Here is a 17,152-nt window from a genome sequence, read left to right as displayed (position 1 = left end):
GAGGGCTCAGACGCGGGCGGGGGCGCGGGTGAGGGCGACCTCGATGAGTTCGGTGATGAGAGCCGGGTAGGAGAGGCCGGACTCCTGCCAGCAGCGGGGGAACATCGAGATCGGCGTGAAACCGGGCATGGTGTTGATCTCGTTGATCACGAAGCCGTCGGCGGTGAGGAAGAAGTCGACACGCGCGAGGCCCTCTCCCCCGATCGCGTCGAACGCCGTCGCGCCGAGCACCTGCATCGTGGCGAGCTCGTCGGCGGTCAGATCGGCCGGGCAGACCAGGTCGATGCCGGGCGCATCCAGGTATTTGGCCTCGAAGTCGTAGAAGTCACGGCCGGTGATCACGATCTCCCCGGCAACGGAGGCGCGGGTCGCCTCCCCAGGGCGGCCGCCGAGCACGGCGATCTCGACCTCACGGCCGATCAGCCCCGATTCAATCAGTACGCGGTCGTCTTCGGCGAACGCCGTGTCGATCGCGGCGTCGAGCTGCGCCCAGTCGGTGACCTTGCTCACGCCGACGCTGGAGCCCGCGCGCGCGGGCTTCACGAACGCGGGGAGACCGAGCTCCGTGGCGGTGGCGCGCACCGCTTCCGGAGCCGTGCGCCACTCGTACGCGGTCACCGTGCGCCACGGCGCAACCGGGATGCCCGCCTGCTGCAGCACGGTCTTGGTGAAGTGCTTGTCCATGCCGAGCGAGCTGGCGAGCACGCCGCTGCCGACATAGGGCAGGTCGACCAGTTCGAGCATCCCCTGGATGGTGCCGTCTTCGCCCCATGGACCGTGCAGGATCGGGAACACCAGATCCACGTCGCCGAGCGAGCGGGTCACACCGTTTTCGGTGACGGTGAGCTCGCGCGTCACAGCCGACTCCGGCCAGTGGATGCGCGTGCCGTTGTCCTCGACGGTCGGCAGCTTCTCGGCGTTCAGCGCGAACAGCGCCGCGTCGTCCGGCTGCAGGGTGAAGGCACCGTCGCGGGTGATCCCTACGGGGATGACGTCGTACCGGGAGCGGTCAATCGCGCCCAGGACCCCCGCCGCCGTTGCGCAGCTGATCGAATGCTCGCTTGAACGCCCCCCGAAGAGAAGCACGACCGCGAGTCTGTCCGTCATCCGTTGTCCTTTCACCCTGAGGTTCGTCCGAATCGGTGGTGAGATGCGGCGCGATGTCTTTCGGATCGAGCGTACCGGCAAGCACCTGGCTCACCTGGCGCACGATGGGCATGTCAACGCCGCGGGCCTCCGCAAGCGTCAGGATGGGGGCGACGGACGCGAGTCCCTCCGCGGTCTGGTTCATCTGCTTCACGACGTCGTTGAAGCTGTAGCCCTGGCCGAGCAGGCGTCCCGCCGTGTTGTTGCGGCTGAGCGACGACTCGCAGGTGGCGATGAGGTCGCCGAGACCGGCCAGCCCGGAGAGCGTGACGGCCTCTGCGCCGTATGCGACGGCGAAGTCGGTCATCTCTACCAGGCCGCGCGTGATGATCGACGCCTTGGTGTTCTCGCCGTAGCCGACGCCGTCGACGATGCCGATGGCCACAGCGATGAGGTTCTTGAGCACCCCGCCGAACTCCGTGCCGATCACGTCGGTGTTCACGAAGCTGCGGAAGTAGCGGTTGGTGGCGGCCATCGCGACCGCCTGCGCGGTCTCCAGGCTCACCGAGGACACGACGGCGGCCGTCGGCTGCTCCCGCGCGATCTCCAGCGCCAGGTTGGGCCCTGACGCGACGGCGATGCGCTCCAGGTCGATCGGAAGCCCCTGGGCGATCACCTCGCTCATCCGGAGGCCGGTGCCTTTCTCCACGCCTTTCATCAGACTGACGACGATGGTCGACGGCCCGAGGAACGGCGCGATGGCCTCCAGGTTGGAGCGCAGCGTCTGGCTCGGGATGGAGACGAAGACCAGTTCGGCGTCCCGCATCGCGTCAGCCAGCCGCGAGGTGGCCTTGAGCGTGCGCGGGAGGTTGATGCCCTCCAGGTAGTCGCTGTTGCGCTTGACCTCGTTGATCTCGCGCGCCAGCTCCGGCCTGCGCGCCCAGAGGGTCACATCCGCCCCACCGTCTGCGAGGATCTTGGCGAACGTCGTCCCCCAGCTTCCCGCACCGAGGACGGCGATCTTGCGGGGGGCGACGACGGGGCGTCTGCCAGAACTAGCCTTCAAAGCGGCCGGTCTCCTTCTGGTCGTGCTCGGCGGGGTTCCACCGGGTCTCCGGAGCCTTCTCGCCGCGGAGGTCTTCCAGCAGCGCGGTGATGGCGTCCATGATGACGGCGGTCGCTTCGTTCAGCGTCGCCGAGTCGAGGTTGCGGCCCCGGAAAGCGGACAGGTCGACGGGGTCGCCGATCTTCACGTCGATGGTCTTGCGCGGGAAGAAGCTGATCTTCTTGCCGTAGCGCGCCATCACCTGCTGGGTGCCCCAGTGGGCGACGGGGATCACCGGCAGGTCGTTCTCGAGCGCCATGCGGGCTGCGCCGGTCTTGCCGCGCATCGGCCACATGTCCGGGTCGCGCGTCAGCGACCCCTCCGGGTAGATGATCACGATGCGGCCGTCCCTGACGATCTCCTTGGCCGCCGTGAGCGGCGCGGAGCCGCGCGTTCCGGTGCGCTCGACCGGCACCTGGCCGGACTTGCGCAGGAACCAGCCGACGACCGGGATGCGGAACAGGCTGCCTTTGGCGAGGAACCGGGGCATCCTCCCGAGCTTCCAGGAGACCATCCCGATCATCACCGGGTCGATCTCGCTGTAGTGGTTGGGTGCGACGACGTACGCTCCCGCGTCTGGGCAGCTTGTCGCCGTCCTGGATGCGGAAACGCGCCGCGATGCTCATGATCGGGATGACGAGGCCGGCGAGCACCCAGAAGATCGACGGTCTGCTGGTTTCCTTGCGCGGGAGCTTCTGCTCTGAAGAGGGTCGGGTCACCCCTCTATTATCCTTCGAGAACGAAGTCGGCTCCCAGAAGCTGCAGCTTGGTGATGAAGTTCTCGTAGCCGCGGCTGATGATGCCCACGTTGCTGACGGTCGAGCGTCCCTCGGCCGTGAGCGCGGCGATCAGGTGGCTGAAGCCTCCACGCAGGTCCGGAACCTCGATGTCGGCGCCCTTCAGATCGGTCGGGCCCATGATGACCGCCGAGTGGTTGAAGTTGCGCTGACCGAAGCGGCACGGGTGTCCGCCGAGGCACTCCTTGTGGATCTGGATCTTGGCGCCCATGTCGATGAGCGCGTCGACGAAGCCGAAGCGCTGCTCGTACACGGTCTCGTGGACGATGGAGACGCCCTTCGCCTTGGTGAGGGCGATCACGAGCGGCTGCTGCCAGTCGGTCATGAAGCCGGGGTGCACGTCGGTCTCGATGACGACCGGCTTGAGCTCGCCGCCCGGGTGGAAGAACCGGATGCCGTCGTCGTGGATCTCGAACGCGCCTCCGACCTTGCGGAAGACGTTGAGGAAGGTGAGCATCTCGGGCTGACGGGCGCCGCCGACGTAGATGTCTCCGCCGGTCGCGAGTGCCGCTGCCGCCCAGCTGGCTGCCTCGTTGCGGTCGAACAGCGCGGTGTGGCTGTACCCGACGAGCTTCTTGACGCCCTCGATGCGAATGACGCGGTCGGTGTCGACCGTGATGATCGCGCCCATCTTCTGCAGGATGTTGATGAGATCCATGATCTCCGGCTCGATGGCCGCACCCTTGAGCTCGGTGATGCCCTCGGCGCGGACGGCCGTGAGCAGGACCTGCTCGGTGGCGCCGACGCTCGGGTACGGCAGGTCGAGCTTCGCGCCGTGCAGACCGTTCGGGGCCGTCATCCGGATGCCGGTTGGCAGCTTGTCGACGATGGCACCGAACTTGCGCAGCACTTCGAGGTGGTAGTCGATCGGGCGGTCGCCGATGCGGCAGCCACCGAGGTCCGGGATGAACGCCTCGCCGAGACGGTGCAGCAGCGGCCCGCAGAACAGGATCGGGATGCGGCTGGAGCCGGCGTGCGCGTCGATGTCGGCCATGTGGGCGGACTCGACGGCGCTCGGGTCGAGCAGCAGCTCGCCCTCGTCCGTTCCGTCGGTGACCTTGACGCCGTGGATCTCGAGCAGGCCGCGGACGACCCGGACATCGCTGATGTCCGGGACGTCGCGCAGCACACTCGGGCCTTCGCCCAGGAGGGCGGCGACCATCGCTTTGGTGACGAGGTTCTTCGCGCCCTTCAGTTCGATCCGGCCGCGGAGCGGGATTCCGCCGTTGATCGTGATGCGGTCGCCTTTGAGGCCGACACGCGCTCCTGCTGCCTGGGCGTCCTGAAGAAGTGAGTTCAAAGTTTCACCGGTAACGTTTTAGGCCGCCAGCTCTCGCGGCGGGCTTCGTATTCTGAAATTCGCGCCTCGTCGCGCAGGGTCAGAGCAATGTCGTCCAACCCTTCGAGCAAACGCCACCTAGTGTAATCGTCGATGTCGAAAGACACCTGGACCCCACCGACGCTCGCAGTCTTGGCAACCAGATCTACCGTCGCCGCTATTCCCGGCTGGGCCTCGATGGCCTGCCAGAGACGCTCGGCGTCCTCCTCCGTGATCTGCCCGGCGAGCAGTCCCTGCTTGCCGGCGTTGCCACGGAAGATGTCGGCGAAGCGGGGGCTGAGGACGGCGTCGAAACCGTAGTCCCTGAGCGCCCAGACGGCGTGCTCGCGCGACGAGCCCGTTCCGAAATCGGCGCCGGCGATGAGCACGCGGGCGCCCTGATACGGCTCCTGGTTGAGAATGAACTCAGGATCCTGACGCCACGCGTGGAACAGCGCGTCGTCGAATCCGGTCTTGGTGACGCGCTTGAGGAACACCGCGGGGATGATCTGGTCGGTGTCGACGTTGGAGCGGCGGAACGGGACGGCGACGCCCTCGATCGTGGAGATCTTTTCCATCAGGCGCCCACCTTCTCTCCTGTGCGCGTATCCGAGCCGTCACGGCCCGGCGTGTCGCCGCCTTCGTCGCCCTCCAGGTCCCACGGGCTCGACAGCGTGCCGCGGATCGCGGTCGCCGCGGCCACCAGCGGGGACACCAGGTGCGTGCGTCCGCCCTTGCCCTGCCTGCCCTCGAAGTTGCGGTTGGAGGTGGAAGCGCAGCGCTCGCCCGGCGCGAGCTGGTCCGGGTTCATCCCGAGGCACATCGAGCAGCCGGCGAACCGCCACTCCGCCCCGAACTCCTCGACGATCTTGTCGATGCCCTCCGCCTCGGCCTCGATGCGCACGCGGGCGCTGCCCGGCACGACCATGACCCGCACACCCTCTGCCTTCTTCTGCCCCTTGATGACGGAGGCGAAAGCGCGGAGGTCTTCGATGCGGCTGTTGGTGCACGAGCCCATGAAGACCGCATCCACGTGGATGCTCTTCATCGGCGTGCCTGCCGCCAGATCCATGTACTCCAGGGCCCGCTCGGCCGCCGCGCGCTGGTTGGCGTCGGCGATGCTGCTGGGGTCGGGAACGGTCTGGCTGAGCGAGACGCCCTGGCCCGGGTTGGTGCCCCAGGTGACGAACGGCTCGATCTCGGCCGCGTCGAGGTAGACCTCGGCGTCGAAGACTGCGTCGTCGTCCGTTCCCAGCGTGTCCCAGTATGCGACGGCGTCGTCCCAGTCCTGCCCGGCAGGCGCGTGCGGACGGCCCTTGAGGTAGGCGTATGTGGTCTCGTCCGGCGCGACCATACCGGCGCGGGCACCCGCCTCGATCGACATGTTGCAGATCGTCATGCGGCCCTCCATGGAGAGCGCGCGGATGGCGCTGCCGCGATATTCGAGCACGTAGCCCTGCCCGCCGCCCGTGCCGATCTTGGCGATGACGGCCAGGATGATGTCTTTGGCCGTCACGCCCGGGCGCAGCTCGCCCTCGACGGTGATCGCCATCGTCTTGAACGCCTTCAGCGGCAGCGTCTGCGTGGCCATGACGTGCTCGACCTCGCTGGTGCCGATGCCGAACGCCATGGCGCCGAACGCGCCGTGAGTGGAGGTGTGCGAGTCGCCGCAGACGACGGTGATGCCCGGCATGGTGAGGCCCAGCTGCGGGCCGACGACGTGCACGATGCCCTGCTCGATGTCGCCGAGGGAGTGCAGACGGACGCCGAACTCCTCGGCGTTCCTGCGCAGCGTCTCGATCTGCGTGCGGCTGGTGAGGTCGGCGATCGGCTTGTCGATGCCGATGGTCGGGGTGTTGTGGTCCTCGGTGGCGATGGTGAGGTCTGGACGGCGCACGGGCCGTCCTGCCATCCGCAGCCCGTCGAAGGCCTGCGGGCTGGTGACCTCGTGCACGAGGTGCAGGTCGATGTAGATGAGGTCGGGCGAACCGTCTTCGCCCTTGACGACCAGGTGGTCGCGCCAGACCTTCTCTGCGAGGGTCAGCCCACGTTCGGAATCGGTACTCATGATGCTCAAGAACTCCTTAGCTTGCTTCCGGATCAGCCGACGACGAACTCCGCGACGAGGGAGGCCTGAAGGATCTAGGACTCGTCGCGGCAGCTAAGGAGGAGCAGACCGTGAAACACGTTGTCAGGTTATCACCGGTTCGGGGGTGAACCTGTCAGCTCAGCTCGACCCGCACGGCGAAGCGTCCGAGGTGCACCACGTCGCCGCTGGAGACCGGAGACGGCTCCCCCGGCGTGAGCTCGCGCTCCGGCGCTCCGCCCGCCACGACCACGACGCCGTTGGTCGAGTGCGCGTCCGTCACGGAGAGGGTGTCGCCGTCCGTCTGGAAGGCGGCGTGGGTCTTCGACACGCTCGACGCCGGATCGTCGACGGCGATCAGCTCCGCGTCCATCCATTCTCCGAAGGTGACGGGGTTCCGTCCGACGAGCACCGTTCCGGCCACCGGGACGGTGCGTCCTCCCGGCAGCAGGAGACGCCACTGCGGGACGGGAGCCTGCACAGGCGCGGCGGCCTGCGACGACGGCGACGCGATCGACGGCCCGGCCGGAGGCGCGAACACCGGAAGCGAGCGCTCGCGCGACGGGACCTTCGCCGTCTCGGTCCCCGTGTCGTGACGCGGAGGGATGAGGTGCGGCGGCGGCACGATGAAGTCGGGCGATTCCACGCAGCCACTATACGGGCAGGCAGGCTACCCGCCCGCCCGCTTCCTGCGGCGGCGGTAGCGGAACGCGGCCAGCCTCCCGCGCAGCCCGCCCGCCGACGAGCGCGCGTCGGCGACGGCCGCGTCGGAGGCGCGCCAGACCGCATCCACTCTGTCGGCGCTGACGTCGGAGCCGTCGAACACGGCGGCGTCCACGTCGCGCGCGAGTGTCCCGAGGCCGCCGTCCGGCACCCGCAGGTTCTGCGCGGCGCTCTGCGACTCCAGCGCCGCCGCCGCCTGCAGCCGGGTGGCGTTGACGGGAACGGCCAGCCCGAGTTCGTCGTAGCCGTCCGCGAGCTCGTCCCACGCCCCCGCCGCTCGCCGGTCGGGCGGCCCTGTGGTGAGCCTGCGGCGGCGTCTGCGCCGCTTCAGCGCTGCGATGACGAGCAGCGGCACGAAATACAGCACCAGCGGGATGACCACGATGCCGCCGACCACCCACGCCCAGGCCGGGATCGCGAAGCCGTTCTGCGCCTTCTTGCGCTCGTTGTCCTTGGTCTTGACCGGCGTGAGCAGGTCTTGCGCCTTCGGGTCGGCCGGCGGGGGCTGACGCACCTGCGGCTGCGGTTCGAGCTTGGGCTTGGTGGTCTGATTCTTCGGCGCGTCCGTCTTGGTCGGTGTCGGGAAGAACGGCACCCAGCCGACGCCGTCGAACGCGACCTCGTCCCACGCCGTGACGTCGTTGCCGGTCACTGTCGTCGGCCGGCCGTCGACGACCTTCGGGGCGAAGCCCATCACGACCCTGGTCGGGTAGCCGAGGCGTCTGGCCATCAGAGCGAACGCGCTCGCGTACTGCTCCTGGTCGCCGACCATCGGCGCCTTGGCGAACAGGTCGGTCATCCTGTCTGCACCCTCGCCGGCCCGCGACGGCACGGGATCGGAGGCGCGCCCGTGGCTCAGGTAGCCGAACGTCTTGAGCGACCGCTCCAGGTTGCGCAGCTTCTGGATGGCCGTGGTGGCCGACCCCGCGTACTCCTCCGCCTTCGCCGAGACGATGTCCGGCACGTTGCTGACCGGCGGCAATTCGAGTCTGGCGGGCGCCACCTTCGCGAGCGCCTTGTCGCTCGGGACCTTCTGGGCGGTCGCCGATACCGAATAGCGGAGGCCGTCCGAGACGCCGCTCGTCACCGCCGTCGTGCCCGTTGCGGTGTTGACGCGCACGGTGGTCGCAGGATCCGTGCCCGTGTGCGCGTCGAACCCGAGGGTCGTCGTGTACCCGATGGTCGGCAGCCAGACGTCCGAGTACTGCTGGATGTCGATGCTCGCCCTGCTCGTCCCTCCCGCTGTGAACAGCGGTGGAGCGGGGATCGTGCTCCCGAGCAGCTCGAAGCTGCCCGAGGCGTCACTCGTGTCCTTCGGGTCGGTCAGCGTCCAGACGACGCCGTCATAGCTGTCCATCGTCGCGAGCCGGATCACTTGGCCGCTGCTGAGTCCGTCGACAGTGAAGAGGTCGGTCTTCTGCAAGTCTTTGGTGTAGTGGCGGAACCCGGCGAGCGGGCTCGGGTAGTCGAGCGGGTCGAACGGCGGGGTGACCTCCTGCCGCAGCACGAACCGGGAGGCGGGCGGCGGGGTGAGCACAGAACCCGCCAGCGCGCCGACGACCACGGCGCCGAGCACCACAGAGCCGACGCCGACGATCCTTCGCCGTACAAGCCCGGGATCTGCGACCACCTCGACCGCAGCGCTGCGGGTGCGGCGCCAGGCGAGCCAGAGCAGCGCGACGGCGGCGAAGACGACGCCGCGGACCGCGGCGAAATACGCATCCGCCGTGCCCATCAGGATGCCGGCGACGAACAGCACGAGCGGCCCGGCGAGCAGCACGGCGGGCCGTCCGGCGCCCCGCCCTCCGGCGCGCGGAAGCCAGCGCACGGCGAGCGAGACGGAGACGAGCGTCACCAGCCAGCCGGCGACGTACGGCACGACGGCGACGTACGGCGGCGCTTCCAAGGGCGCCTGCAGGGTGACGGCGTCGCTCCAGCCGAACACCGCGCCGATCACCAGCCCGGCGAGGCTGTCGAGCGACGGCAGCACGACCAGGGTGGCCGAGCCAGGCATCGCCAGCGGCGTGCCGAAGACGAAGTACGCGGCGATCGCGACAGCGACCGTGAGCGGCACGGACAGCCTGGCGAGGCGGCAGAGCACCGCGGCGGCCGTGCCGACGAGCACGCCGCCGATCCCAGCGGCCAGGAACGAGAAGCGCCAGAAAGCCGGCTCGAAACCGAGAACGGCGATGACGGTGAGCACGACGATCACCGCGACGTCGATCCAGGTCGTCGTCGAGAGCCTGTCGAACGCTCCGGATGCGCCCCGCGCGGTCTGCGCGGTGCGCCGCGGCGGCTGCTCGGCCGGGCGCCGCGGGCGCTCGGTCGTGGCCCCGCTCATCGTGCGGCCCTCTTCAACAGGGCGGGGAGCTCCCCCAGCGTCGAGACGGTCGCGAGCATCATCCCGCCGAGGCGGCTCAGCCGCGGCTCGCCGTTCACGTCGACGCGCACGCCGATGGTCTCGGTGTCCGTGCCGTACAAGCTGGCCGCCGCGCGGATCTCGGCCGCGTCGAGCTGCGAGCCGACCACCATCACAACGAGGCTCGGCGAGGCCAGGCGCAGCGTCGACCGTCGGACGAAGTCACGCAGGCTCGCGTGCATCCCGTCGACAGGCTGGATGCGGCAGGAGTCGTCGAGCATCGCCGTGGGCGTCTCGACGCGCATCGTCTTCCGCTGCCAGACCGCGTCGAGCTCCGTCTCCTCGCGGATCACGTGGCAGCCGATGGAGGCGAGCACGGAGACGCCGAGCTCGAACTCGTCGTCGTCGGCGAAGTGCGACCGCTCGGCGTCGAACGCGAGCAGCAGCTGCGAGCGGCGCGTCTCCTGGTATTGCCGCACCATCAGCTGGCCGGTACGCGCCGAGGTGCGCCAGTGCACGTTGCGGATGTCGTCGCCCGGCTCGTAGGTGCGCAACGCGTGGAACGCCAGGTCGCTGTCGGTGATGACCTTGGTGGTCTGGCCTTCCAGGTCGCGGACCAGTCCGCGGGCGGTGGCCGCCAGCCGAGTGGTCTTCGGATGCACGAACAGCTCCACCTGTTCCGTCCACGCGGTCGTTCGGCGCAGCAGTCCGAGCTGGTCGCCGCGCACGGAGATGGCAGGTCCGGCCAGGATCAGTGCCCGGCGGGCGGTGGGAACGGCGAACAGCTCCTCGCTCTCCTCACCAGCGGCGAGCCTCGGCACCATGAACTCGGCGACGCCGCTGCCGACGGGCAGCTCCATCCTGGTCGGCAGCACGGGCTTGCTCCCCGAGTTCCGCACCGCCATCCGCCCGAGCGCGCGGGTGCCCGCGACCACCCTGCGCGGATTCAGCTCGATGGCGACGTCGTAGGTGGAGCGGCCGAACACGAAGCCGACGGCGATCAGGAAGGCCGCGCACAGCGTCGCTCCCAGATAGCCGAACTCCGCCCAGCCGAACACGCCGAGCACGGCGAACGACGCCACCGCTCCCCCGAGCACGATCCAGCCGAACGTGCTCACCACCCCGAGCACCGGTGAGAGCCATCCGGTGACAGCACGCCAGGCCGGGTGGATGCGCTGCAGGAGCGCTCCGAGCATCCCGCGCAGAGCCTCCAGCAGTTGCCGGAGCGCGATGCGGGTCTGCGACAACGGGCGCGCGCTGCGGCGACGGCCGGTGCCGGAGGCTGGGGTGTCGGAAGCGGTGGTCATGGTCTCACGCGGCGCGGTATGCCGGCGGCGTCGCCTCCGCGACGGCCCTCGCGACGATGTCCTCGGCTGTCACCCCTGCGAATTCGGACTCCGGGTCGACGATCACGCGGTGCGCGAGCACAGGAATGGCGAGCTCCCGGATGTCGTCCGGCGTGACGAAAGTGCGTCCGGCGGCTATGGCCCAGGTCTTCGCGGCGCGCGCCAGCGACAGGGCGCCGCGGATGCTCACGCCGAGGGCCGCGTCTTTGTCCGCGCGGGTCGCGGAGACGATCTCGCTGAGGTAGCCCATCACGGCGGCGTCGGTGTGCACATCGGAGGCGAGCTGGGAGAGCGCCGTCACCGAGTCGGAGGCGATGATCGGCCTGACCCCGGCCGCCCTCGACCGGTTGGAGGCATCGAGCAACAGGCTCACCGTGGTCTCGTGGTCGGGGTAGCCGAGCGAGGTCTTGATCAGGAAGCGGTCGAGCTGCGCCTCCGGCAGCGAGTACGTCCCCGCCTGCTCGACCGGGTTCTGCGTGGCGATCACCACGAACGGCGACCCGACAGGATGGCCGACGCCGTCGACCGTGACGACGCCCTCCTCCATCACCTCGAGCAGCGCGGACTGGGTCTTCGGGCTGGCGCGGTTGATCTCGTCGGCGAGCACGACCGAGGCGAAGATCGGGCCAGGGTGGAACTCGAACCGGCCGTTGCTCTGGTCGTAGATGGTCACGCCTGTCACGTCCGACGGCAGCAGGTCGGGGGTGAACTGGATGCGCGACTGCGTGCCCTCGATGGTGTTGGCGAGCGCCTTCGCCAGCACCGTCTTGCCCGTGCCAGGCACGTCCTCCAGCAGCACGTGACCGCCGGAGAGCATGGCCGTGATGACCAGCCGGATGCTGTGCTCCTTGCCGAGGATCGCCTTGTCGACGTTCCCGACCAGTTGCGAGAAGGCTCCTGCGAACCAGTCGGCCTGTTCCTGGGTTACTGCCACGGTGTTCCATCCATTTCTCTGCTGGTCGTAACGGTCATGAGGCCGGCGATCACGGCGACCAGTCCTGCACGCTGCTCTGCACGCCGCCGGCGGTCACGTATGCACCCGTGAACCCGCAGTACGCGTGCAGGCGATTCGGTGCGCCTCGGTAGTGCGCGTAGCCGTTGCCGTCGGTGGTGATCCCCTCACTGGTGAGCTTGCTGCCATCGCAGTAGAAGTTCATCGTGTACTGCTTGTTGGCGCCGAAGTGGTTCAGCGTCACGTCGTAGGTGAAGCTGTGGGCGTATCCCGGCTCGAGGTCGCCCTGCGCGAGGTCGATCGACGGCTGGGGGTCGGGCTTCTTGGACACGGTGACGGTGTTCGAGGTGTCCGCGCCGCCGGTCTTGCCGCTGTGGTCGTTGACCGCGCGGACCTGGAAGGAGTAGTTCCCGACGCCCTGGTTCCCGACGGTCGCGGTCGTGCCGGACGTGCTGTTCCAGCCTCCGCCGTTCAACCTCCACTGGTAGGTCACCGACCCGCCTCCGGTGCCCGCCGGATCGGAGAGCGCGTTCCAGCTGAGCCGGAGCGTGCTCTGCGCGTACTGGTCCGCGCTGATCGTCGCGCCGCCGACCGCCTGCGGCGTGCCGTACGGGGTGACGGACGCGCTCGGCGACGACAACTCGCTCCAGCCGTCCGCGTTGTGGGCGCGCACGGTGAACGTGTACGCGGTGCCGTTCGTGAGACCGCCGATGGTCACCTGGCCGATCGACGTCGTCGTCACCACCTTCGGCCCGCCGCGCACCTCGTACTGGTCGATCGGCTTGCCGTTGTTCGCGGGAGCCGCGATGTCCACGGTGGCGCTGCCGTCCGACGCCTTCGCGTTCGCGGGCGCCGCCGGCTTCTCCGGCACGTCGTGAACGGTCACGCGATACTGGCCGACCGCGGAGGCGGTGCGCTTCGGATCCTTGGTCGCATCCTGCACGTGGTAGACCACGTTGACGGCGCCGATGGCAGCACCGGAGGCGGCGCTGACCGTGATCGAGGAGCCGGTGTACGTCACCGTCACGCCCGCTGGCGCACTGTCGGCCTTCGCGTCGGTGATGGTCAATGGATGCCCGGGGAACGGATTCACCCAGGCCGCGTCGCTCGCCGCCCCGGTCAGGGTGACCGACTTCCCGCGCTGAAGCTCCTGCGTCTGCGGCGGGTTCTTCTGGCTCGCGACCGGCCTGTTGGAGCTCACGACCTGCACGTTCACCGTGCCGGTGATGGTGTGCGTTCCCGAGCTGATCGTCACAGTCACCGTCGTCGACTGCCCTGGCTGCACGCCGAGCGGAGCGGACAGCGTCAGCGACGAACCGGCCAGCCCGACCTGGACCTGCTTGTTCGCCCACTGCGGGTTCGAGTACGTGAGCTTGGCGAGGATGTCCGGGTTGGGGTGGAAGCTCGACGCCCGCAAATCGACCGTGAGCGGAGCCTCCCCCGGCTCGATCTTCTCGCTCGGCGAGGTGAACGTGGGCGCCACATCCGACTGGTCGGGGCTGCCGACCGTGATCGGCAGCACGAGCGTCGTGATGCGGTCGCCGGTCTGCCCGGCGTCGCGGCCGTCGTTCACCGAGAACGTGATGGCGGCCGGGCCGCGGTAGCCCTTCGCCGCGGTGAACCGCAACGTCTGCGCGTCGCCGTACGACGACGCGCCCGTGCTGTTGGTCGCGCTGACGCCGCTCGCGCCGGTCAGCTTCACCGGGCGGCCGGAGGGTACGTCGAGGATGTCGGACAGCTTCCAGGTCTTGCTGCCGCCCATCTCCACGATCTGCTGCGGGAGCGACTTGGCGATGGTCGGGGGCGCCGTCGCGTCGCCCTTCGGCGGCACGACGATGAACGCGTCCCCGGTGAGGCCTGTGACCGGATCGGTCACCTGGTAGGCGATGGCGAGCCGCTTGGCCCCCGGATGGACGGTGATGCTGCCGCCGGAGCCCACCTGGGCCGCCCCCGCGTTCGGGCCGGTGACCGCCACTGTGAGGTCTTCGACCAGGCCGGACGGGTTGGTCGCGCCGGCCAGCGCATCCACTTTGACGCTGTCCTTATTGGCGACGGCGTCCGGCTCGATCAGGTGGTCGATGGCCGAGGGGTACTGCTCCTTGGCGTTCGGCGTGACGGTCACCTGGATGAACGCGCTGGCCACGCCGCCCTGGCCGTTGCTGATCTGGTATCGCACGATGTACGCGCCCTCGGTCTTCGGCGCCGTGACGAGGACCACCTTGCCGTGCACAGAGGCCTTCAGGCCCTCATCCACCTGGAGCAGCTTCTTCTGCACGGCGATGGTGAAGCCGTTGGGGTCGGAGTCATTGTCGAGCACGGGGACGGAGACGGTCCTCCCCGGCTTGACCTGCACAGGATCGTTTCCGGCGATCGGCGGCTGCACGGCGGTCGGGCGCGGGATGACGCCGATACTGACCGTGCCGGTGGCCGTCTTGCCGTAGGTGTCTTTCACCTTGTATGTGAAGGTGTCCGTCCCCGCGGAGTCCGGATACGCCTCGTAGGTGAACGACGTGCTGGAGCTGTCGGAGATGCGCCCGAGGGTCGGCTGGCTGCCGAGCCCCGCAAGGGTGACAGAGTCGCCGTCCGGGTCGATCCCGTCGAGCGGAACGTCGACAGGCACCGTGGATCCCGCGAACGCCCGGATGGTGAGCGGCTGCGGGCGCGGGGCCTTGTCACCGCCCTTGTCCGGCGCGGTCACGACGAAGCTCACGGTCGCCTGCGCTTTTTGCCCGAGCTTGTCGGTGATGCCGTAGACGACGCTGTACTGTCCGGGCGCCGACGGAGCCTGGTATCGCACGGTCTTCCCGCTGACGAAGGCGGTGGCCCCCTTGCCTGCCGCCGCGTCGTCGCGCAGGGCGGGATCGAGCGAGAACGGCGCGTTGTCCGGCGAGTAGTCGTTGTCCATCACCGGCACGGTCACGATGTCGCCGGCGCGCACGGTCGCGGTGTCGTCGACGGCGATCGGCGGCTGATGCGTGACGAGCGGGGGAACCGGCACGACCGTGATCCCCGCCTTCGCCTCGTGGATGCCGTCGGAGACCGTGTAAACGAGCTGCACCTGCTCGGCGAGCACGGTCGGGGCCGTCACCTTGACCACGGCGTTGTCGAGCACCTCCACGTTGAGGTCGCTTGCGCCCGCCGCTGCGGTGACGGAGCGCACGACGAGCACGCGGCCGGACGGCGACACATCGTTGTCGAGCACGCTCACCGAGGTCGGCTCCCCCGGCCGCACATACGCGGTGTCGGTCACGGCGATCGGCGGGGCGTCCGAGCCGCCGTCCGAGGCCACATCCACGCGGAGGAGGCCGGTGGTCGACTTGGGGCCAGCGCCGAGCGTGTACGTGACGTAGTACTCGCCTGGCGCGTTGCTGAGCACGGTGACGGTGCCGCGCGCCGCGTCGGTCGTCACGTCCGCCGTCGCCTGACCGTCGATCGACGCCCCGACCAGGCTGAGCGGCTGCCCGGACGGCGACTGGTCGTTGTCCAGGGGATGCACCACCACCGGCTTGCCTGTGAACCCTGCACCGAAATCGGGAACGGCGACGGGGTCGAGCGTCCCGGCGGCCTTCACGGTGACCAGCAGGCTGCCCGTCGTGGACTTCTTGCCGTCGGAGACGGTGACCTTGACCTCCTTGGAGCCGGTCTGGCCGGTCTTGCTGGTGAAGGTCACCTCGCCGTTCGGCTTGAACTGCACATCGTCCTCGGTGGTGGCGGCCGCAGACACCAGCGAGAGGTCGTCGCCATCCGGGTCCAGCCAGTCGTTCAGCACGTCGTAGTGCACCGACTGGCCCACCTCGGTCTGCGCGGTGCTCGCGCGGGTGGAGGCCGGGGCCGCGTTCTGCGCCGGCTGGTGCAGCGTCGCATCCACCTGGGCGGTGGACGTCCCACCCCGGCCGTCGTCGACCGCATACCGGAACGAGATAGTGCCGCTCAACCCATCCGCCGGGGTGAACTGGATGGCGCGGCCTCCCTCGACCAACTCGACCGTGCCCTGTGAGGCGGGGATGGGCGTGACATCGGAGATGGTGAGCACGTCGCCGTCCGGGTCCGTGTCGTTGGCGAGGACGGGCAGCACGGTCGACCGGCCAGGACGGACGCCGAACGCATCGTTGACCGCGGTCGGCGGCCTGTTCACCTTCGTGCGCTGCGCCAGCGTGTCCGAGAACGACTGCAGGACGGGCTTCTCCTCGCCGGTGTCGCCCTGCACGGTGGTCTCGTTGGGCTTCAGCTGCGCCCAGTTCTGCACGAGGCGCATGTTCGACGAGACCACCCAGGCGTTGCCGTCACGCAGATTGTTGAGCGCGATCACACCGTGGTTGACGCGGAACTCGAGGTCGTCGCCCTTCACCGGCTGGTCGATGTCGACGCCGATGTCCTTCTTCCCGTCGCAGGAGTAGAGGTAGCGCCCGGAACCGGACCATGCACCGTACGAGCAGTCGCCGAGACGCACGGGGGCTGACACGGCGGCCGCTCCGCCGTCCGCTGTCGCCCCGGCCGGATGCGCGACCACCGCTCCTCCGCCGAGCGGGACGCTGAGCAGGCTGGACGCGGTCGCCACCAGCGCGGTGGAGGCGGCGGCGCCCGGCTGCTGCAATTGCAGGCCCTTCGCCGGAAGGTCGACGGTCGTGCCGTTCCCGGCGACCAGCCGGTTGCCCTGGGTGTCGAGCACGACGGGTTCGTCGCCGACGGCGGAGAGCTGGAACCGGCCAGGCACCGCGAACGAGGCCGTGGACGGCTGCGCCCCCGGATGATCGACGGTGTACAGCTTCTTGCCCTTCGGGGCCACGACGAACGTCTTCCCCGACTTGGTGACGGTGAGCCGCGCATCCTGGCCGACCTTCGCCGTCGGCACGGTCTTCGCCTTGTCGAAGTCGAGGCGTCCGCTCGCGTCGAGCACCCACAGCTGCCCGGCCGGCGACAGGATGGACAGCGTGTTCGCTCCGTAGGCGAGCTGCGACTTCTCCGGCACCTGGATGCGCCCGCCGAGCGAAACGAACGCCGGGTCGATCTTGTCGACGGTGCCGTGCGGGGCGTCGGTGAGGAAGTACGCTGAACCGTCCTGGAGCACGTCCAGGTCGGAGCTCGCGCCGGTGACCGCCGCATCCAGCTCGTTGATCTGGTGATTGAGGCGGCCGCCCATCAGCTTCTCGCCGTTGGTGACCCAGACATCCCGCGTGTCGAGGTCGACGGCGTTGACGGGAAAGCCCTTGTGCAGCACGGCGATGGTCAGCGGCACCCCGGCGACCACGGCGAGAGCGGTCACGGATGCGAGCGTCTTGCGCTTGCGGATCCATGCGCTCAGCGATGCCACTACTCTGAATCCCCCCGGGGTACGAGAACGACCACTACGCTAACACGGCCCCCGGACGGGTGTGGATGG

Annotated in this window: 10 protein-coding genes and 1 pseudogene; all 11 read right to left on the bottom strand. The window is 69.1% G+C overall.

Annotated features, from left to right (window positions below):
• Nucleotides 1–6: 6 nt before the first annotated feature.
• Nucleotides 7–1,107 (bottom strand): D-alanine--D-alanine ligase family protein, encoded by a 1,101-nt coding sequence (locus tag AC37TH_RS19380; protein WP_490765967.1) that lies wholly within the window; start codon nt 1,105–1,107, stop codon nt 7–9.
• The gene (locus AC37TH_RS19375; RefSeq protein ID WP_490765966.1) at nt 1,010–2,152 is read right to left on the bottom strand and encodes an NAD(P)H-dependent glycerol-3-phosphate dehydrogenase; all 1,143 of its coding nucleotides are present in this window, start codon (nt 2,150–2,152) and stop codon (nt 1,010–1,012) included. Before AC37TH_RS19375 ends, AC37TH_RS19380 begins: the two co-directional genes overlap by 98 nt.
• A pseudogene (locus tag AC37TH_RS19370) lies at nt 2,142–2,817 on the bottom strand (lysophospholipid acyltransferase family protein). The gene AC37TH_RS19375 and the pseudogene AC37TH_RS19370 overlap by 11 nt, the downstream one beginning before the upstream one ends.
• Before the next feature lie 100 nt (nt 2,818–2,917).
• Nucleotides 2,918–4,288 (bottom strand): UDP-N-acetylglucosamine 1-carboxyvinyltransferase, encoded by a 1,371-nt coding sequence (gene murA, locus AC37TH_RS19365; RefSeq protein WP_055892977.1) that lies wholly within the window; start codon nt 4,286–4,288, stop codon nt 2,918–2,920.
• Nucleotides 4,285–4,884, bottom strand: coding sequence for a 3-isopropylmalate dehydratase small subunit (gene leuD, locus AC37TH_RS19360; protein ID WP_490765965.1), 600 nt, complete (start codon nt 4,882–4,884; stop codon nt 4,285–4,287). The genes murA and leuD overlap by 4 nt, the downstream gene beginning before the upstream one ends.
• Nucleotides 4,884–6,374 (bottom strand): 3-isopropylmalate dehydratase large subunit, encoded by a 1,491-nt coding sequence (gene leuC, locus AC37TH_RS19355; RefSeq protein ID WP_490765964.1) that lies wholly within the window; start codon nt 6,372–6,374, stop codon nt 4,884–4,886. Before leuC ends, leuD begins: the two co-directional genes overlap by 1 nt.
• A 154-nt stretch (nt 6,375–6,528) precedes the next feature.
• Nucleotides 6,529–7,038 carry an FHA domain-containing protein gene (locus tag AC37TH_RS19350; protein WP_490765963.1) on the bottom strand — a complete coding sequence of 170 codons (510 nt, stop codon included), beginning with the start codon at nt 7,036–7,038 and terminating at the stop codon, nt 6,529–6,531.
• 24 nt (nt 7,039–7,062) lie between these two features.
• Complete coding sequence (locus AC37TH_RS19345; RefSeq protein WP_490765962.1) at nt 7,063–9,456, bottom strand: transglutaminaseTgpA domain-containing protein; 2,394 nt, start codon at nt 9,454–9,456, stop codon at nt 7,063–7,065.
• Complete coding sequence (locus AC37TH_RS19340) at nt 9,453–10,781, bottom strand: DUF58 domain-containing protein (protein WP_490765961.1); 1,329 nt, start codon at nt 10,779–10,781, stop codon at nt 9,453–9,455. Before AC37TH_RS19340 ends, AC37TH_RS19345 begins: the two co-directional genes overlap by 4 nt.
• A gap of 4 nt (nt 10,782–10,785) precedes the next feature.
• Nucleotides 10,786–11,754, bottom strand: a complete 969-nt coding sequence (locus AC37TH_RS19335) for an AAA family ATPase (protein WP_490765960.1) — start codon at nt 11,752–11,754, stop codon at nt 10,786–10,788.
• 49 nt (nt 11,755–11,803) lie between these two features.
• Complete coding sequence (locus AC37TH_RS19330) at nt 11,804–17,083, bottom strand: Ig-like domain-containing protein (protein WP_490765959.1); 5,280 nt, start codon at nt 17,081–17,083, stop codon at nt 11,804–11,806.
• Nucleotides 17,084–17,152 lie beyond the last annotated feature (69 nt).

The organism is Leifsonia sp. McL0627 (genome assembly GCF_058244615.1).
The sequence above is the reverse complement of the archived record's forward strand: the minus strand, read 5'-3'. Positions and strand labels throughout refer to the sequence as shown.